This is a genomic window from Telluribacter humicola (genome assembly GCF_017355935.1).
GTDB lineage: Bacteria > Bacteroidota > Bacteroidia > Cytophagales > Spirosomataceae > Telluribacter > Telluribacter humicola.
This window is the reverse complement of sequence record NZ_JAFIQT010000001.1, coordinates 1,467,409-1,489,399: the sequence shown is the minus strand read 5'-3', so window position 1 is coordinate 1,489,399 and position 21,991 is coordinate 1,467,409. Positions and strand designations below refer to the sequence as shown.

17 protein-coding genes are annotated in these 21,991 nt (G+C 48.3%); 12 read left to right on the top strand and 5 right to left on the bottom strand.

The genetic code is table 11. From position 1 onward, the window contains the following. Position 1 precedes the first annotated feature (1 nt). Positions 2 to 913: a hypothetical protein gene (locus tag JUB14_RS06440; RefSeq protein ID WP_207505047.1), complete on the top strand. Its 912-nt coding sequence runs from the start codon at positions 2 to 4 to the stop codon at positions 911 to 913. 90 nt (positions 914 to 1,003) lie between these two features. Here the strand turns inward: JUB14_RS06440 and hemA are convergent, their stop codons facing one another. Continuing rightward, positions 1,004 to 2,266, bottom strand: a complete 1,263-nt coding sequence (hemA, locus tag JUB14_RS06435; protein WP_207505046.1) for a glutamyl-tRNA reductase — start codon at positions 2,264 to 2,266, stop codon at positions 1,004 to 1,006. Between the two features lie 280 nt (positions 2,267 to 2,546). Here hemA and JUB14_RS06430 point away from each other — a divergent pair, with 280 nt between their 5' ends. From JUB14_RS06430 to JUB14_RS06420, 3 genes are all read left to right on the top strand, one after another. Then, positions 2,547 to 3,815: a sensor histidine kinase gene (locus JUB14_RS06430; protein WP_207505045.1), complete on the top strand. Its 1,269-nt coding sequence runs from the start codon at positions 2,547 to 2,549 to the stop codon at positions 3,813 to 3,815. A gap of 399 nt (positions 3,816 to 4,214) precedes the next feature. Then, positions 4,215 to 5,297, top strand: coding sequence for a hypothetical protein (locus tag JUB14_RS06425; RefSeq protein WP_207505044.1), 1,083 nt, complete (start codon positions 4,215 to 4,217; stop codon positions 5,295 to 5,297). A 2-nt stretch (positions 5,298 to 5,299) separates the two neighbouring features. Next, positions 5,300 to 6,778: an MBOAT family O-acyltransferase gene (locus JUB14_RS06420; protein ID WP_207505043.1), complete on the top strand. Its 1,479-nt coding sequence runs from the start codon at positions 5,300 to 5,302 to the stop codon at positions 6,776 to 6,778. A 147-nt stretch (positions 6,779 to 6,925) separates the two neighbouring features. On the opposite strand, the gene JUB14_RS06415 is transcribed toward JUB14_RS06420, so the two are convergent. After that, positions 6,926 to 7,453: a hypothetical protein gene (locus JUB14_RS06415; RefSeq protein WP_207505042.1), complete on the bottom strand. Its 528-nt coding sequence runs from the start codon at positions 7,451 to 7,453 to the stop codon at positions 6,926 to 6,928. Positions 7,454 to 7,587: 134 nt separating this feature from the next. Between JUB14_RS06415 and JUB14_RS06410 the strand changes: the two genes are divergently transcribed. Further along, positions 7,588 to 8,640: an acyl-CoA synthetase family protein gene (locus tag JUB14_RS06410; protein WP_207505041.1), complete on the top strand. Its 1,053-nt coding sequence runs from the start codon at positions 7,588 to 7,590 to the stop codon at positions 8,638 to 8,640. Between the two features lie 51 nt (positions 8,641 to 8,691). Here JUB14_RS06410 and JUB14_RS06405 read toward each other — a convergent pair whose 3' ends face one another. Continuing rightward, positions 8,692 to 9,855 (bottom strand): sigma-54-dependent transcriptional regulator, encoded by a 1,164-nt coding sequence (locus tag JUB14_RS06405; RefSeq protein ID WP_207505040.1) that lies wholly within the window; start codon positions 9,853 to 9,855, stop codon positions 8,692 to 8,694. A 303-nt stretch (positions 9,856 to 10,158) separates the two neighbouring features. Further along, positions 10,159 to 10,857 carry a DsbA family oxidoreductase gene (locus tag JUB14_RS06400; RefSeq protein ID WP_207505039.1) on the bottom strand — a complete coding sequence of 233 codons (699 nt, stop codon included), beginning with the start codon at positions 10,855 to 10,857 and terminating at the stop codon, positions 10,159 to 10,161. Positions 10,858 to 11,106: 249 nt separating this feature from the next. On the opposite strand from JUB14_RS06400, the gene JUB14_RS06395 reads away from it, so the two are divergent. The 7 genes from JUB14_RS06395 (at position 11,107) to JUB14_RS06365 (ending at position 20,972) form a co-directional block, all read left to right on the top strand. Then, positions 11,107 to 11,706 carry a gluconate 2-dehydrogenase subunit 3 family protein gene (locus JUB14_RS06395; protein ID WP_207505038.1) on the top strand — a complete coding sequence of 200 codons (600 nt, stop codon included), beginning with the start codon at positions 11,107 to 11,109 and terminating at the stop codon, positions 11,704 to 11,706. An 81-nt stretch (positions 11,707 to 11,787) separates the two neighbouring features. Then, positions 11,788 to 13,509: a GMC oxidoreductase gene (locus JUB14_RS06390; protein WP_207505037.1), complete on the top strand. Its 1,722-nt coding sequence runs from the start codon at positions 11,788 to 11,790 to the stop codon at positions 13,507 to 13,509. A 97-nt stretch (positions 13,510 to 13,606) separates the two neighbouring features. After that, positions 13,607 to 15,256, top strand: a complete 1,650-nt coding sequence (locus tag JUB14_RS06385; protein WP_207505036.1) for a CotH kinase family protein — start codon at positions 13,607 to 13,609, stop codon at positions 15,254 to 15,256. Positions 15,257 to 15,258: 2 nt separating this feature from the next. Continuing rightward, positions 15,259 to 16,482: an acyltransferase family protein gene (locus JUB14_RS06380; protein WP_207505035.1), complete on the top strand. Its 1,224-nt coding sequence runs from the start codon at positions 15,259 to 15,261 to the stop codon at positions 16,480 to 16,482. A gap of 190 nt (positions 16,483 to 16,672) precedes the next feature. After that, positions 16,673 to 17,536, top strand: coding sequence for an alpha/beta hydrolase (locus JUB14_RS06375; RefSeq protein ID WP_207505034.1), 864 nt, complete (start codon positions 16,673 to 16,675; stop codon positions 17,534 to 17,536). Between the two features lie 150 nt (positions 17,537 to 17,686). Beyond that, positions 17,687 to 19,732 carry a beta-L-arabinofuranosidase domain-containing protein gene (locus JUB14_RS06370; RefSeq protein WP_207505033.1) on the top strand — a complete coding sequence of 682 codons (2,046 nt, stop codon included), beginning with the start codon at positions 17,687 to 17,689 and terminating at the stop codon, positions 19,730 to 19,732. A 136-nt stretch (positions 19,733 to 19,868) separates the two neighbouring features. Beyond that, on the top strand, positions 19,869 to 20,972 hold the full coding sequence (locus tag JUB14_RS06365; RefSeq protein ID WP_207505032.1) for a DNA topoisomerase IB: 1,104 nt from the start codon (positions 19,869 to 19,871) through the stop codon (positions 20,970 to 20,972). A gap of 127 nt (positions 20,973 to 21,099) precedes the next feature. On the opposite strand, the gene JUB14_RS06360 is transcribed toward JUB14_RS06365, so the two are convergent. Further along, a complete protein-coding gene (locus tag JUB14_RS06360) occupies positions 21,100 to 21,597 on the bottom strand; it encodes a hypothetical protein (protein ID WP_207505031.1) in 498 nt (165 codons plus the stop codon). Between the last annotated feature and the right edge of the window lie 394 nt (positions 21,598 to 21,991).

The window sequence follows — 21,991 nt, the reverse complement described above, 5'->3', positions numbered from 1 at the left end:
TATGCTCTACTTTTTACTGGCTGTTATATTCACGGTAGCTCTTTATATTATTATGAGGGCTTATCCGCGCTTTGGAGTTCACTCTTTTCACGCTATTGTTTTTAACTACTACGCCTGCGTAGCTACCGGCCTGATCCTGATGGACGACTGGTCTCAGTTTAGGGAAGTAAGGTGGAGCACATCCCCCACTCTTCTCACGCTGTCGCTCGGGCTATTGTTCGTAACAGTATTCGTACTGATTGGGCTTACTGCTCAGAAGGTCAGTGTGACGGCCGCGTCGCTGGCAGGTAACATGTCGCTGGTGATACCAGTAGTGTTTGGATTGTTTATATTCAGGAATGCCAATAAAGACTATACGCTCTGGAACTACTTTGGGCTCATTACAGCACTGGTGGCGCTGGCATTAGGAGCTATACAGAAAAAAGAGGCAACCACTACCAGTACTGCAAATTCAGCATCCTTTTTGTTGCTGCTTCCTATACTGGTATTCCTGGGTAGCGGTACCAATAATACTCTCATCAACTACCTTAGCATGAGCTACTACCGTCCTGAACAGACTACCCTGTTTATGATCATCGCCTGTATAGGGGCCATCATAGCGGGAACTACCATCCTGGTCTTTCGTCTGGTACAGCAAGGTGAGCGCCTACTGCCACGTAGTATAGCGGGTGGTCTGCTGCTGGGTGTACCCAACTTTCTGTCGCTGTACTTTCTGCTAAAAGCACTGGCCGCCTTTGGGAACAGTGCTGCTTTTGTATTTCCAATCTATAATATCCTGACCATGCTGGTATCTTCGGCTACGGCCTGGCTGATCTTTCGCGAACGCCTCAACGAACTCAACCGGCTGGGGCTGGTACTAGCGGTCATTGCTATTATTCTGATTTCCTACCAGGAGTTGGGGATTAACCTGTAACAGGTTGCAGTGGACATACAACAAGAGAGGCCGATCTGGATCAGATCGGCCTCTCTTGTTGTATCTATATATACTAGTACCTATCTGGTATTAGTGTTTCTCTTCCGGTTGTTTTTCCAGGTTGAACAGGTCATTCAGCACGTCGATCAGCGTCTCGGCTTCACCACGCTTACAGGCTGCTTTTAGCTGGAGTACGGGTAGCTTAATGATCTTCTGCATCATGCTGGATGTAATCCGCTCCAGTTTAGCCGCTTCCGCATCAGTCATGCCTTTCATATAGCGGGCCATTTCCTCCTGACGAATCTGCTCAAGAGCATTTTTCAGCTTCTGAATAGTTGGAGATACGATCATCTCCTTCGACCAGTCGTTAAACTCAGCTACGGATTCTTCTATAATCGCTTTTACCTTAGGTACCGCCTGCATACGACGTACCAGGGCCTCATCGGCACGGCTACGAATAGTATCAATATTATATAGTACTACGCCAGGCACCTCCTCTACTTCGGGCTCCACACTACGTGGTACCGACAGGTCAATAAAGTACTTGAAGGTAAGACCTCCCAGCTTAGTCATCAACTCTTTGGTGAAGTAAGGCTCGTCACATACAATAGAAGATACAATGACATCTGCCCGCATGATCTCGATATCAATGTCTTCGAAATCAGCTACGCGGAATCCCAGCTCGGTGGATAAGGCATCCGCTTTAGAGCGGGTACGGTTAACTAGTGTGATATCAGCGCCTTCTTTGTTAGCCAGGTTACGGCATACGTCAGTACCAATTTCACCCAAACCTACTACCAGTATCTTAGGATTAACGGTAAGGGTATCTACAAGCTCAACAGCCGAGTAAGAAACCGAAGCGGCGCCATCACGGAAAGAAGTCTCCTGCGCTACACGCTTGTTGGCAAAGAAGATGGTATGCATCAGCCGGTGCAGGAAGGGGCCAGCCATATTCATATCCGCTGACCACTGGTACGACTGCTTGATCTGGTTAGGGATCTGCATGTCACCTACTACCTGCGAAAGCAAACCGGTTGCTACCTCAAACAGGTGGCGTACGGCCTCATCACCATTAGCAAACTGCTCGAAGTACTGCTGATAGTAGCTTACGTCAGTAATACCTTTCTGAATCAGGAGCAGCTTAATGAATTCCTCGTTTAGATTCTCAGATGCAGAATAATAAATCTCAGTGCGGTTGCAGGTTGATACAACCAATACGTCTGATACATCAAAGAATTCCCTTATACGAAGCATTAAAGCCTTGGCTCCCTCTTCGTTAAGTGCAATTTGCTCCCTTATTGACAGAGGAGCAACTTTATACGATAAACTGACGGATTTGAACTGATTATACATTACTTACGCCTGAATTCTGATCACAAAAATAGGGTACAATCTCCACAATAGGAAATGTCTATTGAACAGGATTACTTTATTTAGAAATAGTATAAATAACCACCTGAACAACTGAACAAAGTTCGCAGTTATAGTCAATCCAAATCATGACCTAGGTCAGTTTTTTAGTTGATTTAACACCGCTATATTAAATACACTAAATGGAGGAAATTCGTTTATATTTACGTTATACTACCAAAATAAAGTCCAAAAAACTGCTGGCCGATCTACCCACTATTACATGAGTACGGTAAACGACGAAAAACGCCCCCGCTTCTTTCTGCACCCGGTAGCCTTACTCAATAGTCTGCGTCTGCGCCGAACCTTGCTTGATACCTACGGACAAAAAAGCAGCTACAAATTCCTGATTGGTCTTAACCTGTTTCTGATCAGCGTAGGGTCGCTGTTCTATACCAGCGACCTGGTGACAAAGCTGGAAGAACGGGAACTGCGTCAGGTAAAGCTGTATGCGGAAGGCCTTCGCTACGCCATCAACAGTGACTTCGACGAAGACTTTAACGTCGTAATGCAGAATATTATTGAGGCTAATTCATTCTATGAAATTCCGGCTATCTACCTGGATGAGAATAATATGCCCGCCGCTCATAACAATATCTCCTTCCCTGATAATACCAGTCCAGAGGCTATGGAGCGAATGCTGGAAGAACGCCTTAATCAAATGAAGGAGGAGCATGCTCCTATACCCGTTGAGCTTGGGGACGGACGCACCGGCTACGTATACTACAGCAACTCCTTCCTTCTGACCCAGCTCAAGTACTACCCGTATATCCAACTTTCTGGCTTATTCCTCATTGGCTTTCTGGCTTATCTGGCGTTCAGTTCCACCCGGCGGGCTGAGCAAAACCGGGTATGGGTGGGTCTGGCTAAGGAGACGGCCCATCAGCTGGGTACTCCCCTGTCGTCACTGATGGCCTGGATTGAGTACTTCCGATCTGATCCGGACTTTGATCCGACTATTGCCGACGAACTGGAAAAAGATGTCCAGCGCCTTGAGATGATCACAAACCGTTTCTCCAATATTGGCTCAGTACCTACCCTGAAGGAAGAAAATGTGGCGCTGGTAATCACAGAGTTTATAACGTATCTTCAGAAGCGCGTTTCATCCAAAGTAGCTTTCTACATAGATAACCAGCTCACTGAGGGGCAGACAGTACTAATTAATCGTAACCTGTTTGAGTGGGTGGTGGAGAATATCTGTAAAAATGCCGTGGATGCCATGGCCGGAATTGGTGAAATCAGGATTACACTAGCCCCTCAAAAGCCCCAAAAAGAAGTCATCATCGATATTCAGGATAACGGTAAGGGCATCAGCAAGAGCAACCTGCAGAAGATATTCAGTCCGGGCTTCAGTACCAAGAAGCGCGGCTGGGGACTAGGCCTGACCCTAGCCAAACGCATCATCGAGAACTACCACAACGGCAAGCTGTTTGTCAAGAGCTCTGAACCAGGCAAGGGTACTACCTTCCGTATTGTACTACGTGATGAGTAGTCAACTGCTTATTTAGTTTCTGTAAACGGCTTAAATCTGTATTAGGGTTGTTGATCAACATTCAGCCTTAGCAGCTACTTTGACCACTCAATAATATTTTGCTACAATCTACTGGTAATAAGAATATTAACTTTATTTTTGTCTACTATTATTAATTAACGGATACAACCGATTCGGGTAGACCTTCTTTGGGGTACGAAAGTGCTCAAGATGTACATCTTCTAATATCTGGAATTGATTAGAAAATCAGTACTGGTAGTACTTCCCCCATAGCTACTGCACTGAGTTCAATCGGCTAAACGAGGCTTCTTAAGGCAGGAAATCATCCTGCTAAGGCTGGATAGTACTATCCACACACGCACAAACTGCTCAATCACTATTCTTTTACCCTTTTCACCAATGCATTATTCTCCTTACGTAAAAGCTGGGTTACTCGCCCTGGCCGTACTTATTGGTAGTCTTGCAGGCTGGGAGCTCTACCTGCGTAGTCAGGGATTTGAGCTTTCCTACAACGACGATGAAGACCTATGGGCCTACCACCACCAACAGGTCTATGAGGCCTCTGCTGCCAACCCCGTTCTTATTGGCTCCTCACGCATGAAATTTGGTCTGGACCTGGCTACCTGGGAGGCCACTTCCGGGTTGGCGCCCACCCAGCTTTCGCTGGTAGGTACTTCGCCCCGACCGTTACTGGCTGATCTGGCCCGGGATAAAGACTTCAAAGGTACCGTGCTGGTAGGTATCACCGAGGGTTTATTCTTCGCCCCCAGTGGGAGTTACCCCGAACAGCAGGCTAATAAATGCACCGCTTACTATCCCAAATGGTCCATTGCCCAGCGAACCAGCTTTTTTCTGAACCGGCACCTGGAGTCGCAGTTTCTCTTTCTGGATGTGGAGCGGTTTAATCTGCGCTCTTTACTGAATCGTGCTGGTGTTGCTAACCGGCCGGGTGTATTTGCCCTGCCCGCTTTTCCGATGAAGTTTGTAACGGATGGATTTAACCGGCAAACTACTATTACAAAAGACTTTATGGCTGATACCAGCCTGCAGAATGAGCAAAGGGCCATCTGGATGTACGTATTTACAAAGGCCCCTAAGGCTCCCATGTCAGACAGCTTGCTCACCAGTATCTTTAATGAAGTAAAATCAGATGTAGCCAGAATTCAAAAACGTGGTGGTCAGGTGCTTTTTGTACGTATGCCTACATCCGGTAAAGTATGGGAGCTGGAAAAGCAGGTGTTCCCACGGGAGAAGTACTGGGACCGCCTGATTGCCAAAACCGGCGCACCGGGTATTCATTTTCAGGATTATCCTGAACTATCTAAGTATGAATGTCCGGAATGGTCACACCTGGGTCCGGCTGATGCCCGGACTTTCACGAAAGATTTAATCCGGATAGCCGAGCAAAAAACTGGCTGGCGTATTGCGCGTCCGTCCGTTGCTGCGACTCCTGCCCACACTTCCACCCTAGCCGTCAGATAATCATGGTTTTCAATTCCTATACCTTCATCGCCTTCATTGGGGTGGTTCTGCTGCTGCACAACGCTCCCCTGCCCTGGAAAGTAAAAAAGCTGAATCTGCTGGTGGCCAGCTACCTTTTTTACGCCGTCTGGAACCCGCCTTTTGTACTGCTCCTGTGGCTTTCGACTATTGTAGACTACCTTGTGGCCCTGGCGCTGGGGCGGGAGGAAAATCAATATAAGCGCAAGGGGCTCTTGGTGCTAAGTCTGATCGTAAACCTGGGTATGCTGGGATACTTTAAGTACGGTGGATTTCTGATGGATAACTTCGTGGCGCTGCTTTCGCTGGCGGGTATTACGTACCAGCCCCCTGGGGCAGATATTATACTGCCGGTAGGTATCTCGTTCTATACGTTCCAGACACTCTCCTACACGCTGGACGTATACCGCCGGAAGTTCGCACCAGAAAAATCACTACTTGACTTTTCGCTGTTCGTCACATTCTTTCCACAACTGGTGGCCGGGCCTATTGTGCGCCCCGGCGAGTTGATCCCACAGTTCAAAGTACCCCACCGGGCCACCCAAACCCAGTTTGTCTGGGGCTTGTTCCTGCTTACGCTGGGGCTGTTTATGAAAGTAGGCATTGCCGATGGTATGCTATCGGAAACGTCTGACTCAGTATTTGGCGTTCCCTTTCCGCTGCATCCGCTGGATGCCTGGGCGGGGGTACTGGCTTTTTCAGGTCAAATCTTCTGCGACTTTGCCGGTTATTCTACCTGCGCGATCGGGGTAGCTCTGTGCCTGGGCTTTGTGCTTCCCGACAACTTCCGCTACCCCTACGCCGCTATAGGCTTTTCTGACTTCTGGCGCCGCTGGCACATTACGCTTTCTACCTGGCTGCGCGACTACCTGTACATTCCGCTGGGCGGCAACCGCTTAGGCACAACCCGAACGTACATCAATCTGATGATTACGATGCTATTAGGGGGCTTGTGGCACGGCGCCAGCTGGAACTTTGTAGTTTGGGGAGCACTGCACGGGGTATTTCTGGGAGTAGAAAGACTATTCAGAGACCGTCCCGCCCGACTGCCTGAAATGCCTCTTGCTACAGATACGGTCATTACGCAGGCTTCTCTGCTTCCGGCTATTCCAATGAGTCGCTCTGTTTCACGGTTTGGACTGGCTTTGTTGACATTCCTGCTGGTGACACTTACCTGGGTCTTTTTCCGGGCGCCCGACTTTGGCACTGCCATGAGGCTGTTGCTCTCCATGTTTGGGGTAATACCGGTTCAGATCAAGCTCCTGGCTACTATTGATATGTACAAGGTCTTCGTAGTAACGGTAGGCTTACTGGGCTGCCACTGGCTCATGCGTGACAAATCGGTAGTAGCGGTGGCCGAGCGTACCCCCTGGTGGCTACTGGGACTGGGTTGGGCCGCCATGCTGCTGGTACTGGTACTTACCCAAAAGAGCACCGGATCGTTTATTTATTTCCAGTTCTGATTTTACTTAATATCAGCCTTTGAGTTTTTACTATACCTCTTAAATACAAGAAGTACCTGACCAGCTCGATCAGGTACTTCTTGTATAACACTTATCTACAAAGGCTAGCTGTAAGTAGCTACAATATTATCAGGATGGTCCCTCCCACTAGTCAAGCGGAACGGATATGGTATCGGTTTCAATCACGTTACTTACGCGCAGGGCGCGGTCACGTACTTTGACCTGGAACTTCAGAGTAGTTGGTCTGGCAAAGCGTGAGTAGAAAAAGATCTGGGAGAAGTCAAGTTTGCCTTTGATAGGGCCTGGCTTACCATCACGCTTGAGTACCGGAAAGAAAAGCTTACTACTCACGGCGGAAGGTACCTCCACGAATTGATCATCTTCCAGACGTAGGACTGTCAGTTCGTAGTTGCCCCAGCCGCTGTACTTGGTATTGAGCAGCGTGGTATCGCTGCGCTCTTCCGGGGTTACTCCCAGGTCGCCATCTCCATCTTCAAAATCAATGGTAATCACGACCGAGTCTTTTTGAGCATTAGGGCCCGAGAACGGATCAGGAACAGTATACTTGTCTATACTGTTGAACTCTATACGCGGGGTATTATCAAAATTGGGAGTTTCGACGCAGCTTGCCAGTGCCAGAGCGGCAAATAGTACTATGTAAAGAGTATTGCGCATAGTGCAGGTGAAGTATCTGAGGTTTGGCTTCTAATACAAACAGATTCAATCCTTCATAGGTTTAAGAATCCGCTTTTGAAATATCTTTGTATCTATAACAATTATAATAAACACTACCCACGAAAGTAACAGGATTGGAACTACCACGCAATAGCTCACCCGCAGTACTTCGTCAGGCGCTCCGCCAGCAGGTCCTTGACCTCCACCCGGATGGCTTTGAGGAAACAGCCCTGCGGATATTCAGGTACCAGGCCCAGTACAATCCGGTGTACAGCGCTTTTCTGTCCCACCTGCGTATCCAGCCCAACCAGCCGCAGCGCCTGAACGAGATACCCTATTTACCTATTCAGTTCTTCAAGAGCCACTCCATATATACCGGGCAGCCTCCCGAGGCCGAAACCACTTTCGAGAGCAGCGGCACGACCGGTACCATTACCAGCCGGCACACGCTCTACGATGCGGCTCTCTACCACCAGGTCAGCGAGCGTATCTTTGAACAGCACTACGGGCCTCTGAGCAACTACCACGTACTGGCACTATTACCTTCATACCTTGAACGAAACAATTCGTCACTGGTGTATATGGCGCAGTATTTTATTGAAAGGACGGCTTCATCCTACTCTGGATTTTATCTGTACGATACCGAAGCGCTCACCCAGCAGCTCCGCACGCTGGCCCGGCTCCGGGATGGCCGTAAGGTACTGATACTGGGAGTTACGTTTGCGCTGCTCGACTGGGCCGAAAGTATTGGGTATGCGTCCTTTCTTAAAGATCTTCCTGACCTGATCGTGATGGAAACAGGGGGTATGAAAGGCCGACGCCGCGAAATGCTCCGCGAAGAAGTCCATGAGGAGCTGACAAACCGGCTAGGTATCAGCACCATCCACTCCGAATACGGTATGACCGAGCTGCTGTCGCAGGGATACTCAGAGGGACAGGGGCTATTCAGGCCGGGCTACACCATGCGTATTCTGATTAGGGATACCAATGACCCGCTGGACGTAAAGGCACCGGGTATTTACCTGCGCACGGGAGGCGTCAACGTCGTGGACCTGGCTAATCTGGATTCGTGCAGCTTCATCGAAACACAAGACCTGGGCCGCCTGGGTGATGAGCCGGGGACCTTCTACGTGATGGGCAGGTTTGACAACTCGGACATACGAGGATGTAATCTGATGGCACTATAAAAGGAGAGCCCTGATCACATGATCAGGGCTCTCCTTTTATAACTGCTGCTATTAGTTACCGATACTGGCGTACAGCTTCACATCATCCAGCGTAATAATATCACCACATAGGATAATTAGTCGCTCGATCACGTTTCGGAGTTCACGTACGTTACCAGTCCACGACAGTGTCTGCAGGTGCTGCATAGCCTCCGGCAGGATTCGCTTGGGCGCACTACCGTACTCCTCGGCTATATCATACAGGAATTTTTCGGCCAGGAGTGGTATGTCCACGGCACGCTCAGCCAGAGGTGGTACATAGATCAGGATCACACTCAGACGGTGGAAAAGGTCTTCGCGGAAGTTCCCTTCCTGAATCTCCCGGCGCAGGTCTTTGTTGGTAGCCGCTATAACCCGTACGTTGACTTTTATTTCCTTTTCGCCCCCTACGCGCGTTATTTTATTTTCCTGTAGGGCACGCAGTACCTTGGCCTGAGCCGACAGGCTCATATCACCTATCTCGTCAAGGAATATCGTACCTCCGCTGGCCTGCTCAAACTTACCTATACGTTGCTTGATGGCAGATGTAAAAGCTCCCTTTTCGTGTCCGAACAGTTCACTCTCAATAAGCTCGCTGGGTATTGCGGCACAGTTTACCTCTATCAGTGGCATATGAGCCCGCGAGCTTCGTTCATGGATCTGCTTTGCCACCAGTTCTTTTCCCGAGCCGTTGGGGCCGGTTATAAGTACCCGTGCCTCCGTAGGAGCTACCCGCTCGATGGATTCCTTCACCCGTCGGATCGGATCGGAGTTACCTACTATTTCATTGATCTTGTAGATCCGCTTTTTTAGTTGGTTGGCTTCGGCTACCAGTTTATACTTCTCGATAGCGTTACGGACACTGATTAGCAGCCGGTTCAGATCCGGTGGCTTGGTGATAAAATCAAAGGCTCCACGCTTGGTGGCTTCTACAGCATTCTCCACGTTGCCGTAGGCCGACACCATTATAAACTGTGTACTCCGGCCCATCTCCCCCGCTTTCAGCAATAGCTCCAGACCATCCATCTTGGGCATACTGATATCGCACAACGCTACGTGATAGTCATCACTCTTGATTTTTTCGAGACCTTCGTCACCATCTTTAGCCTCATCAACATCATATCCTTCATATTCCAAAATGTCCCGGAGGGCATCCCGAATGTTCTTTTCATCATCAATGATGATTATTTTAACCATGGTAATGGGTGGGAAGATTTATAATATTTGCGAAAATTAAGGGAAAGTCACTTCTAATTGCAATGATAAAAGTAATTTTTACTGATGACCTACACAAAGTATCTCCTCCTATACTTTGTACTAACTATCACTGACCTGTCTGTTTTACAGCTCCCAGGCGAACACCTTTCCAGCTAAAAACTTCCATACAGTGCAATAGAGGCTTATATGAGAGCAACTAGAGTTGATTAACCTGCCTTCATAAAAACAGAGCCCACCTGATATATACTAGCAGGTAGGCTCTATGTTTTGATATTATTTGTATTAACAACCTTCCGGTCCGCAGGCTTGCCCGCTCATGGCTTCCAGCATTTCATCACGAACAGTGGTAAGCGCCTGAACAAACACTTCAGAAGGCTGGGCTCCCGATATACCATACTTATTATTCACGATAAAGAAAGGTACCCCGCTGACGCCCATGCTCTGGTAGTGCGCAATCTCCTGCTTTACTTCGTAGCCAATGGCATCATCGGCCAGGATAGACTCAACCTTTTCCTGATTCCAACCGAAAGGCTCAAACAGTTTGGCCAGTACCGACGCCTCCCTGAGATCTTTACCATCGGTGAAGTACGCTTTGAACAGAATCTCTTCGGCCTTGTCCTTAAAGCCCTCCTGCCCGGCTACGTGCAAAAGCTTGTGCAGGGAGATCGTATTCAGCACGTAAGTGATCGTATCAAACCGGAAGTCAATACCTACTTCGTGACCTATGTTGGTCAGGTGAGCATGCATCTGCTCTACTTTACCTTCATTACCAAACTTTCTCAGGAAGTATTCCTCCCGCTCCATACCCTGATCAGGTATGGTAGGGTCAAGCTGGAAAGGGTGCCAGGTAATATTTACTTCTGACCCCTCCGGCAGCTCCGTCAGTGCCGTTTCCAGACGCTTTTTGCCCACGTAGCACCAGGGACATACTACATCCGAAACAATATCTATAGTTATAGCTGGAGTTATTGGCTTAAACATATGCTTTTCTTTTTGATGATTACTGATGAACTGTTCATTCGACAACAGCTCTCACATGGATTTAATTCAAACCAGATTCTTCAGATCAAGTTTTAGAAAATTTCAAAAACAATATGCCTGGTATTGATATATTATCTATTTTAGATACAAATAATTCAAAAATAAAGACGTTATTATTTCATATTTTGTACAAACCAAATGTATTTTTACATTCTGCATTGTTAACCCTTTTTATAAAAATACAACCTAATGAATAGACGTGATGCTCTTGCCCGCGTGGCGCTACTAATGGGGGGAACGCTCTCAGCCCCCACACTAGTCGCCTTTCTGGAAGGCTGCAAGACCGCTGACGAAACGACCAAAGCTACCAGCTTTGCGTTCTCTAACGATCAGCTGACCCTTGTTTCAGAAGTTGCTGAAACTATTATCCCAAAAACAGACACCCCTGGTGCCAAAGATGCCAAGGTCGGAGAGTTCATTCAGACAATGCTCAAAGACTGCTACTACACCAAGGATCAGGAGAAATTCGCCGCAGGTCTGGAAAAACTCAATGATGAGGATTTCATGGATGCCACACCTGAGAAAAGAACTCAGATCCTGACTGCACTCGAGAAGGAATCCAATGAAGAATTGAAAAAAATAGGAGAAGAACGGACCAAAGCCAAAGAAGCGGGTAAAGTCTTCGAAGAGCCGGGGGTACCTTTCTTCCGCCTGATGAAAGAACTTACACTACTAGGTTACTTCACATCAGAGCAGGGAGCTACTCAAGCTCTGGAATACGTAGCGGTACCTACCAAGTACGAAGGATGCATCGACCTCAAACCCGGTCAGAAAGCCTGGGCTATGTAATTTATAATCATAGGTGAATAACGGGATTTAACCCTCCCTCCTATTCGCTTTCTGTTAACTCCTTTTATATTACTACTACTCATGAATCTTAACATAAAAGCTAAACAACAAGCTACCTACGACGCCATTGTAGTGGGATCGGGTATCAGTGGAGGCTGGGCAGCTAAAGAACTTACTGAAAAAGGCCTGAAGGTACTGATGCTGGAGCGCGGACGTGATATTAAGCACGTAGTTGACTACAAAACCGCCACCCTCGCTCCCTGGGAATTTGAACACCGCGGCCGGGTAAGTACCCTGGCTCGCGAAGAATACTGGGCTAACTATCGTACGGGCTATACCGCTAACGAAGAGCACCGCCACCATTTTGAAAACGATAAGGAGAACCCCTACCTGGAGGATCGTCCGTTTGACTGGATCAGAGGATACCACCTGGGAGGCCGTTCGATTATGTGGGGTCGCCAGAGCTACCGCTGGAACGAAGCTGACTTTGAGGCCAACGCCAAAGAAGGCATAGCTATCGACTGGCCGATCCGCTACAAAGATATTGCTCCCTGGTATGACTACGTGGAGCGGTTTATCGGGGTGAGTGGTTCACGGGATGGCCTAGATGTACTGCCTGATGGACAGTTCCAACCTCCTATGCAGATGAACTGCGTTGAAACGCAGGTAAAAAACGTTGTTGAGTCTAAATTCCCCGGACGTCATATGATCATCGGCCGTACTGCTCACCTGACTGCTCCTCAGGAGCACCAGACTGCTCTTGGTCGTGCGGCTTGTCAGTTCCGTAACATGTGTATGCGCGGATGTCCTTACGGTGGCTATTTCAGCACCCAGGCGGGTACACTACCGGCTGCCCAGAAAACCGGCAACCTTACTCTGGTTACTGACGCTATCGTTACCGAAGTAATCTATGACGATAAGGCTGGAAAAGCGACTGGCGTACGGGTAATCGATCAGAATACGATGGAAGCCCGTGAGTACTTCGCCAAGATTATCTTCCTCAATGCTTCGGCCATTGCCTCGGCTTCTATCATGCTCAACTCCAAGTCGAGCCGCTTCCCCAACGGACTGGGCAACGAAAGTGATCAGCTGGGCCGCAACATCATGGACCACCACCTGGGCGTAGGCGCAGGCGGTGAGTTTGACGGTCATCAGGACAAGTACTACTTTGGTCGCCGTGCCAATGGTATCTACGTGACCCGTTACCGCAACTGGGGCAACGACAAGCGTGACTATCTGCGCGGATTTGGATACCAGGGTGCTGCCAGCCGTGATAGCTGGGGCCGTGGTAGCAGCATGGATGGTTTTGGTGCCGCCTTCAAAGAGGAAATCTCTAAGCCCGGTGCCTGGCGTATGAACCTGGGTGGTTTTGGTGAGGTACTTCCTCAGGAGAGCAACCGTATGTACCTGCACGCCAGCCAAAAAGACAAATGGGGACTACCCCTGGTTGTATTTGATGCGGCATACGGTGAAAACGAGCGTAAAATGCGCGTAGACATGATGAATGATGCCGCCGAAATGCTCGAAGCTGCCGGATTCAAGAATGTAAATCCGTACAACGATACTACCAAGAACCTGGGTATTGGTATCCATGAAATGGGTACTGCCCGTATGGGACGTGACCCCAAGACTTCGGTACTGAATGGTAACAACCAGGTGTGGGGTGCTGAGAACGTATACGTAACAGACGGAGCCTTTATGACTTCGGCCTCCTGCGTAAACCCTTCACTCACCTACATGGCCATGACCGCCCGCGCCGCTGACCATGCCGTTAAGGAGCTGAAAAAGCAGAACATTAGCTAGAAATACATTAGCTTTCTTAGAAAAGCCTCTTTCCTATTACTGGGAAGAGGCTTTTTTTATAAGTCCCGTCTCACCTCATCTTTCAGCCACTCTGCCTATGAGAAAGTTACTTTTACTCTGGATCGTATTCGGTGTCGTATTTATAGGTGAGCAGGCAGTGGCTCAGCTATTGGATTCGTCCACCTTACCCATTCTGATCATCGACACCAGGGGCCAGGCAATTCCTAATGAGCCCAAGATCGTAGCCTCTTTGAAGATTATTGACAATGGCCCCGGCAAGACCAACTTTCCTACTGACAAGCCTTCTTTCGAAAGTACGATAGGAATTGAACAGCGGGGGTCTTCCTCCCGGATACTTTTTCCAAAGAAGCCCTACGGCTTTGAATTGCGTGACGCCAAAGGAGAAGAAGGTGTCAGTGCACCGCTGCTGGGTATGCCTGCCGAGGAGGACTGGGTACTTAATGCGACCTATAACGACAAGACCCTGGTTCGGGAAGTACTCACCTACGGGCTGTACCGGCAATTCAGCTCTCACTACGCTACTCCAACCCGCTACTGCGAAGTAATCCTGAACGACCAGTATCAGGGTCTTTATATCCTGATGGAAAAAATAAAGCGTGACAAGAACCGGATTAATATCTCAAATCTAAAGAGTAGCGATACATCCGGCGACGCGCTGACGGGAGGCTATATCCTGAAACTGGACAAAACTGAAGGCTCAGCTTCGCGTACGTGGGAGTCGCCCTTTAAGTCCTCATCCAACAAGTCTATCCCGATTCAAATCGAATTTCCCAAAATTGAAGACATCACAGAGGCTCAGTTCAACTACATTAAGGAGTACCTGACCAGCTTCGAAACGGCATTGAAAAGTGAGGGCTATCGGGATGAAGCCACCGGCTATCCCAAGTACATAAATGTGGACTCCTGGGTAGACTATCTGATCATTAACGAAGTATGCCGTAATGTGGATGCCTATCGTATAAGTACTTTCTTTTATAAGGACCGTGAAAGCAAAGGCGGAAAGCTGGTAATGGGGCCGATCTGGGACTTCAACCTTGCGTACGGCAACGTTGACTTCTGCCAGGGTGAATCGTACATGGGCTGGGCTTTTGACTTTAATAATGTATGCCAGAATGAGCCCAACCAGATGCCATTCTGGTGGAACCGGCTGCTGATGGATTTCAACTTTGCGCGTAAGGTACGGCTGAGGTACCAGTCGCTGAGGGAAGATGTACTAAAAACCGACCGAGTCCACCAGTATATTGATTCCACGATCACCAGCCTGGACGAAGCTCCGATACGAAACTTTCAGCGATGGCCGGTTATAGGCCAGAAGTTATGGCCCAACTACTACGTAGGCAATACCTATCAGGATGAAGTCAAATACCTCAAGGACTGGATCAGCCTGCGCCTGAAGTGGATGGACCAAGCGCTGCTTCCTTTTAGGTCTGATGTCACGGGTAGCCTTTCTGCCAGCAATAATGAAGCACTCCTGCTGCTATCACCTAATCCTGCCCTCCATAAGCAGGTACAGATACAGTTTAACTTACCTACCGTCTCTGCTGTCCGATTATTAACCATTGACCTGTGGGGCAGAGCAACGCTCCAGAAGGATTTGGGCAGGCTGGCTCCCGGCCTTCATCATTCTCAATTACAGCTTGAAAGTACTAACGCCCAACCGATCCAGCTGGTAGTACTGGAAGCAGACGGCAGAATCATATCAACTAAAAAACTACTCCAACCTTAACGATGGACACACTCCTGAATCCTTCCCTGCCCCGGCAGGAAACCGTTACTCTTACTCCTCCTCAGCGGCTATCTTCCGTAGATGCGTACCGTGGATTTGTCATGCTGCTAATGATGGCTGAAGTACTCGAGTTTGCTCACGTAGCCGAAGCGGCCCCTGGTAGTTCGTTCTGGTCGTTTCTTCATCACCACCAGGACCACGTGCCCTGGGTAGGATGTTCATTGCACGACCTTATACAGCCCTCGTTCACTTTTCTGGTAGGGGTAGCGCTGCCTTACTCTATAGCCAGCCGGTCCAGCAGGGGACACAGTACTACCTACCTGTGGCTACACATGCTACGCCGGTCACTGATCCTGATCCTGCTGGGTATCTTTCTGCGGTCTATGTACAGCCAGCAGACTAATTTTACTTTTGAAGATACGCTAACGCAGATAGGTCTTGGCTACCCTTTTCTGTTTGCTTTGGGATTCACTACTCCCCGAATCCAGTGGGCCGCCCTGGCAGCAGTACTGGTAGGCTACTGGCTGCTCTTTGCTCTGTATCCCCTACCCGGGCCGGATTTTGACTGGGCACAGGCCGGGGTAGCAGCCGACTGGCCCCACCACTTACAGGGCTTTGCCGCTCACTGGAACAAGAATACTAATGCCGCCTGGGCTTTTGACCGATGGTTCCTGAACCTGTTCCCGCGCGAGAAGCCCTTCCTCTACAACGGAGGAGGCTATGCTACACTTAGCTTTATCCCGACCCTGGGTACCATGATCCTGGGCCTGCTGGCCGGACAGTGGATCAAGGGCAGAACTTCGGCCGGTTCGCTATTGAAGCGATTGTTGATTACGGGGGTACTGCTACTTGCAGTAGCTGTTATCCTTAACTGGTCGGGTATCGCTCCCAACATCAAAAGAATCTGGACCCCTACCTGGACCTTATTCAGTGGAGGATGGTGCTTTATCTTACTGGCAGGATTTTATTATGTTGTAGATATCCTTCAGACCCGCAGGTGGTTCTTACCGCTCATCGTAGTTGGTATGAATTCTATCGCGGCCTACGTACTGGCACATACAGTAGTAGGCTTCATTGATCAGTCATTTCGAATACATATAAGCCAGCAGTATGATCTTTTATTCGGCTCTACGTACCGCACACTAATAAGCGGAGGAGTGATTTTACTGGTGCAATGGCTTGTACTATACTGGATGTACAAGAAAAAGCTATTTATAAAGATTTAAAGAAAAAGTACCCGATTTTGTGCATTTTCTGCCGATTACTAAATGGTAAAGCGGATAATATAACAATGGCATGGGTTTTATGCTTATATGTACATCTATATCCTCTGCTTCTACGCATATTTTATAGGCAAAACAGACATAAACTTATATGACTATGGGTACTTTTTATATTTCTCGCAAAGGAATACGTATGGCTCTGTGCCTTGCCCTAGGCGTAATTTCTTTGATATTTACCGGATGTCAGGATTTAGGGTTTGTCGATCCCACTACCACTACTCTTAATGACCCTATTATTGATTATGTAGAGATTAATGACGTGCCGTATGGGAAAGGTCCGCTGCAGAAATTTGATATAACGCTGCCACTTTCATTGGAAAAGAATCCAGCTGAGGTTGTGATTCTTGTACACGGAGGTGGCTGGACTACGGGTGATAAATTTTACCTGGCCTCGACAGTAGGATTACTGAAAAAGGCTAAGAAAAACCTGGCTATTGTTAACGTAAATTACCGTATCGCTACGGATAGCGGCAATCTGATTTCACTCCAGCGTGAGGATATCAGCGCCGCGGTTGATTATCTGGTTGAAAATGCCGGCAAGTATAATATTAAAGACAAGGGCTACATGATAGCCGGAGTTAGCGCTGGCGGACATATTGCCCTTACTCATGCCTATGGGGATAATAAAAATCAAATTATTCAGACTGTTGTAGCAGTTGCTGCCCCTACTGAGCTATGTATGAAGGAACTGGTTGATAAAAGTCTACAGCCGAATGTGCAGTACCTAATAGGCGCTAAGTATGAAGGTCCTCTCGATGCTTTTATTCAGGCTAGCCCTTTTTATCTGGCCAGCTTCCGCTCTCCCCGTACTATTCTGCTTTATGGTGCCGATGACAACCTTGTTTCTAACCAGCACGGGGTACTTCTTTATAAAAAGCTCAAAGCCCTGCGTGTTCCCAGTTCGTATATTCTGTATCCGGGTGAGGAACATAACATCTCGGCTGAAAAAATTACACGAAATATCTTTGCTGCGTTTCAGAATCAACCAGCCAGCTAGTAGCTTATCTACTTGTTACTTTATAAAACAGGAAGGTCTGTACCGACAAGCGTACAGACCTTCCTGTTTTATGTCCCTGCATGATTAGATGCAACCTCTTTTCTGCTTGTGTAGAAAATGGCTCCTTATCCAATAACCAGCATCTCACTCATGAAATCGCTATCTCTGGCCGCTACTTTGCTACTGTTAACCTCCTTTACCTCTGGCCCACAGAAACCGGGTACCGCTGGCAAACAGGCTGGTGATGAAGCCTATACTAAGCCTGTCTTTATAGAACTTCCTCTGGGGGCTGTCAAGCCTACAGGCTGGCTTCGGAATCAGCTCATGATTATGCAGAAAGGTACGACCGGGCACCTGGATGAAGTACACGCCAAGATCAGTAAAGATAATGGCTGGCTTGGGGGTAAAGGTGACGGCTGGGAAGAAACACCCTACTGGCTGGATGGCGCGGTACCGCTGGCTTACCTGCTAGACAGCAAGCCTCTTCAGGAAAAAGTATTGAAGTACATCAACTGGACGCTCGACCATCAGCGGCCTTCGGGCTACTTTGGCCCTATCACGAAGGCAGAGCGGGAGCAGGGAGTACAGATTACTGCTGATAACTGTGAACAGGGTGAAGACTGGTGGCCCAAGATGATTATGCTGAAAGTACTGCAGCAGTACTACACGGCAACGCAGGACCCGCGCGTCATCCCGTTCATGACGAAGTACTTCCACTACCAGCTGCAAAGCCTCAAGAAGTGCCCTGTGGGTAAATGGACCGAATGGGCTACCTCTCGCGGTACCGACAATGCCATGATGGCCCAGTGGCTGTATAGCATCACAAAGGACCGGTCCCTGCTGGAGCTGGCTTCCTTGATAGAGGCGCAGTCATTCCCCTGGAGTACCTGGCTGGGCAACCGCGACTGGGCCATTGGAGCGGCTACTAACCAAAACAGCCAGAACTGGATGCACCGGCACGCCGTAAACGTAGGTATGGCTCTGAAAGCTCCCGCCATCAACTACCAGCGGACTAATGATGAAGCTTATCTCAAAGCGCTTAAAACAGGATTTAACGACCTGATGACGCTCCATGGCTTACCGATGGGTATCTTCTCGGGTGATGAAGATCTTCACGGCAATGATCCCACGCAGGGGGTAGAGCTGTGCGCCATTGTAGAGTCGATGTTCTCTCTGGAGAAGATCATCTCTATCACTGGTGATATACACTATATGGATGCTCTGGAACGGATGACCTTCAACGCCCTCCCGACCCAAACTACTGATGACTTCAACGCCAAGCAGTACTTCCAGATTGCCAATCAGGTACAGGTGTCGAGGGGTGTTTTTGATTTTTCTCTCCCCTTTGATCGTGAGATGAACAACGTATTTGGCATGCGGAGCGGATACACCTGCTGCCTGGCCAATATGCACCAGGGTTGGACCAAGTTCGCCCAGCACCTCTGGTACACTACTCCGGGTAAAGGACTAGCTGCGCTGGCCTATGCCCCCAACCAACTCAAAGCTAAAGTAGGCAGCGACAACACAGAGATCACCATCAATGAAGTCACAAACTACCCCTTCGACGATGTAATCCACTTCGAAATAAATACTCCGAAGGCGGTGGCTTTCCCGTTCCAGCTCCGAATCCCAGCCTGGTGCAAGGAGGCTACCGTCACGGTGAATGGAAAAAAAATAAGTACTGTCAAAGGCGGACAGCTATATACACACCACCAGACTTGGAAAAACGGAGATAAACTGACGCTACACCTGCCCATGGAGGTAACGACCTCCAACTGGGCCAAAAACTCCAGAACCATTGAGCGAGGACCGCTGGTATATGCACTACGACTGGAAGAACAGTGGGAAGAGGGGCATAATGAGGCCGAAGGCCAGTACTACAGCATCTATCCCAAAGGCGACTGGAACTACGGCTTGGTAGAACAGGTAATCAAAGAGCCCCTAAAAAATGTACAGGTCACTACCAGACCTATAACCGATTCATTCGTGTGGAACATCCATAATGCCCCTATTGAGTTGAAAACTACTGCCCGAAAAATACCCGGCTGGCAACTGGTAGATGGTCTGGCCCGGCAACCGGTCACTGACCGCAATGGCTTGTATAAGGGCAAGGTGAGTGATGCCACCGAGACCATCACGCTGATCCCTTACGGATGTACTAAAGTCAGGATTGTAGCCTTTCCGGTAGTCAGATAGGAGGAGGCTGAAAATCCTCATCCCAAAGAAGTTGCTAACTGACATGAGTACATCATTCCGCAACTTCCGGACCAGCCTGCCCTACTTTTAGCGGGTACCGATTTTGCATACTGTCTTTTCTAATTAAGAATAGAGTATGTCAGTAGCAACTACACAAGGAGTAGCCCCCGTTGAGTTTCCGGCCCTTACTCCCAAAGAAATAAAGAAAATACGCAAAGACCCCGCACGTACAGCAGAGGCTGTCGGCCTCACCTATGTCCGCAGTGATGAAGCCCCCGGGTACCGCCGCAAGCGCGCCGGTAAAGGCTTTTATTATGTAGATGAGCAGGGAGTACGATGTAAAGATCCCGAAGCCCTTCATCGTATTAAATCACTGGCTATACCTCCTGCCTGGCAAGACGTATGGATCAGTCAAGATACCAATACGCATCTGCAGGCCACGGGTGTCGACGAAGCAGGCCGTAAGCAGTACCGGTATCACCCTTTCTGGAACCAGATCCGGAACCACACGAAGTACTACCGACTGCTCAACTTCTCCGATGTACTACCCAAACTACGCGAGCAGATAGAAGAAGACCTGCGCCATCGCAATGATGACCTGTACAAGGTCACAGCACTGGTCATAAAGCTGATGGAAAAAACCTGTATACGGGTAGGTAATATGCGGTACAAGGTCAAGAATGGATCATCGGGTATCACTACGCTGGATGCGAGGCAGACTACTATCAAAGGCAGTACCATTCGATTTACGTTTAAGGGCAAGAAAGGGATCAAGCATGACATAACCTTGCGTGACTCCCAGTTGGCACGATTGGTCAAGCACTATAAAGAGATGCCTGGCCGGCGACTATTTCAGTACATTAACGATAACGGTAAGCGTAGTACGTTGAAGGCTGAACACGTAAATGAATATATTCGCACCCATACCGGAGGCAACTTCTCAGCCAAAGACTTTCGTACCTGGATGGGTACAGTGACTGCCTTTGAATTCCTGAGCACACAACCACCCTGTACCAGCCAGCGCGACTTTAACAGTAAAGTCAACGCCTGCCTGGATGCGGTGGCAGCACACTTAGGCAATACACGGGCTGTATGCCGTAAATACTATGTACATCCGGCCGTAACCCTGGCTTATGAGCAGGACCGGCTGAAACGCTACCTTACTCGTACCACCGACGACAACTCACTTCTTTCTGAGACAGAGCAACGTCTAAAAGCCCTACTAGCCAATCAGAAGTAGGGCTTTCTATTCGTATCAGCATGATAGGCAGTACAACAGCAAAAAAACGAGAGGAAGCCTTGGGGCCTCCTCTCGTTTCACTTAAAAGTTAAGGGTGGTTTATTTGGGAATAATCAATAGTATCCAATTACATAGCTGCGGCTCTTTTGAAAGCTCCTACCGGAGCAGCACTTCCCCACGACTGACGAGTGCCTACCTCTTTGGCAAGTACTTCGTATAGGTCAGATAACCGGGCTATATGCTCATGCATCATACTAGCCTCTTCGCTGTCTTTATCCAGAAACTTAAGTACCTTCTGGTAACAGTGAATTGTCGAGTACTCAGCGTCTTTCAGCAGTCGTGCCAAAAGGGTGCGATCTTCTATTCTATCCAGCGATACAGTGTTGGACTTGATAGTATTCTCGCGCAGATCACAGTCGTTCAACATGCACTTGAAGTAATCGTAAACCCACTGGATTTCTTTTTGAAATAGTAAAGCACTAATGTGGCCTTGATTGCATACGCGGCGTAGCGAACCCAAGTCGTCCTTCTTCATAGCCTCTACGTATAGGGCCTCTCTCTTCTTATGCTCGTTCCAAAGCATTGCTGTACACTGAACGAACTCTTTTAGGTGCGCTTTATCCATGATGCTCACTCACAAACTGTTGAAGGTTAAAAACGGAAGTAGATATATACTCCTCTGAATCTTAAAATAATTATACCACGTTTTAACTCCAGCTGGGGCTTCTCAAGGCCTTTCACCTACTAAAGCTTTCAAAATGAGCATAAGTACATAAAAATTAATTCAAAAAACTTTTATGCCTGTATTACCTAAATTGTAGAATGTGTAGACAATGCTCCACCACCGCCACACAGTTTCCACAATTCCCCACTTATAAGTGTGGAATACACAAAAAAAATTGAATATAGCTGATATACAATATGTTATGTTTATACAGTTTATTATCCTATACAGAAACACCTCTAGGGCCGCTGAGGCTACTTTTTAGAGGAAGTATAAATTTAGACTTATAATTTTT

What these genes read in the sequence shown, in the direction of transcription:
- JUB14_RS06385 (WP_207505036.1), top strand. Translation starts at nt 13,607, where the DNA reads ATGAGAAAGTTACTTTTACTCTGGATCGTATTCGGTGTCGTATTTATA.
- JUB14_RS06360 (WP_207505031.1), bottom strand. Translation starts at nt 21,597, where the DNA reads ATGGATAAAGCGCACCTAAAAGAGTTCGTTCAGTGTACAGCAATGCTT.
- JUB14_RS06390 (WP_207505037.1), top strand. Translation starts at nt 11,788, where the DNA reads ATGAATCTTAACATAAAAGCTAAACAACAAGCTACCTACGACGCCATT.
- JUB14_RS06380 (WP_207505035.1), top strand. Translation starts at nt 15,259, where the DNA reads ATGGACACACTCCTGAATCCTTCCCTGCCCCGGCAGGAAACCGTTACT.
- JUB14_RS06420 (WP_207505043.1), top strand. Translation starts at nt 5,300, where the DNA reads ATGGTTTTCAATTCCTATACCTTCATCGCCTTCATTGGGGTGGTTCTG.
- JUB14_RS06425 (WP_207505044.1), top strand. Translation starts at nt 4,215, where the DNA reads ATGCATTATTCTCCTTACGTAAAAGCTGGGTTACTCGCCCTGGCCGTA.
- JUB14_RS06400 (WP_207505039.1), bottom strand. Translation starts at nt 10,857, where the DNA reads ATGTTTAAGCCAATAACTCCAGCTATAACTATAGATATTGTTTCGGAT.
- JUB14_RS06370 (WP_207505033.1), top strand. Translation starts at nt 17,687, where the DNA reads ATGAAATCGCTATCTCTGGCCGCTACTTTGCTACTGTTAACCTCCTTT.
- JUB14_RS06415 (WP_207505042.1), bottom strand. Translation starts at nt 7,453, where the DNA reads ATGCGCAATACTCTTTACATAGTACTATTTGCCGCTCTGGCACTGGCA.
- JUB14_RS06365 (WP_207505032.1), top strand. Translation starts at nt 19,869, where the DNA reads ATGTCAGTAGCAACTACACAAGGAGTAGCCCCCGTTGAGTTTCCGGCC.
- JUB14_RS06375 (WP_207505034.1), top strand. Translation starts at nt 16,673, where the DNA reads ATGGCTCTGTGCCTTGCCCTAGGCGTAATTTCTTTGATATTTACCGGA.
- hemA (WP_207505046.1), bottom strand. Translation starts at nt 2,266, where the DNA reads ATGTATAATCAGTTCAAATCCGTCAGTTTATCGTATAAAGTTGCTCCT.
- JUB14_RS06405 (WP_207505040.1), bottom strand. Translation starts at nt 9,855, where the DNA reads ATGGTTAAAATAATCATCATTGATGATGAAAAGAACATTCGGGATGCC.
- JUB14_RS06440 (WP_207505047.1), top strand. Translation starts at nt 2, where the DNA reads ATGCTCTACTTTTTACTGGCTGTTATATTCACGGTAGCTCTTTATATT.
- JUB14_RS06395 (WP_207505038.1), top strand. Translation starts at nt 11,107, where the DNA reads ATGAATAGACGTGATGCTCTTGCCCGCGTGGCGCTACTAATGGGGGGA.
- JUB14_RS06430 (WP_207505045.1), top strand. Translation starts at nt 2,547, where the DNA reads ATGAGTACGGTAAACGACGAAAAACGCCCCCGCTTCTTTCTGCACCCG.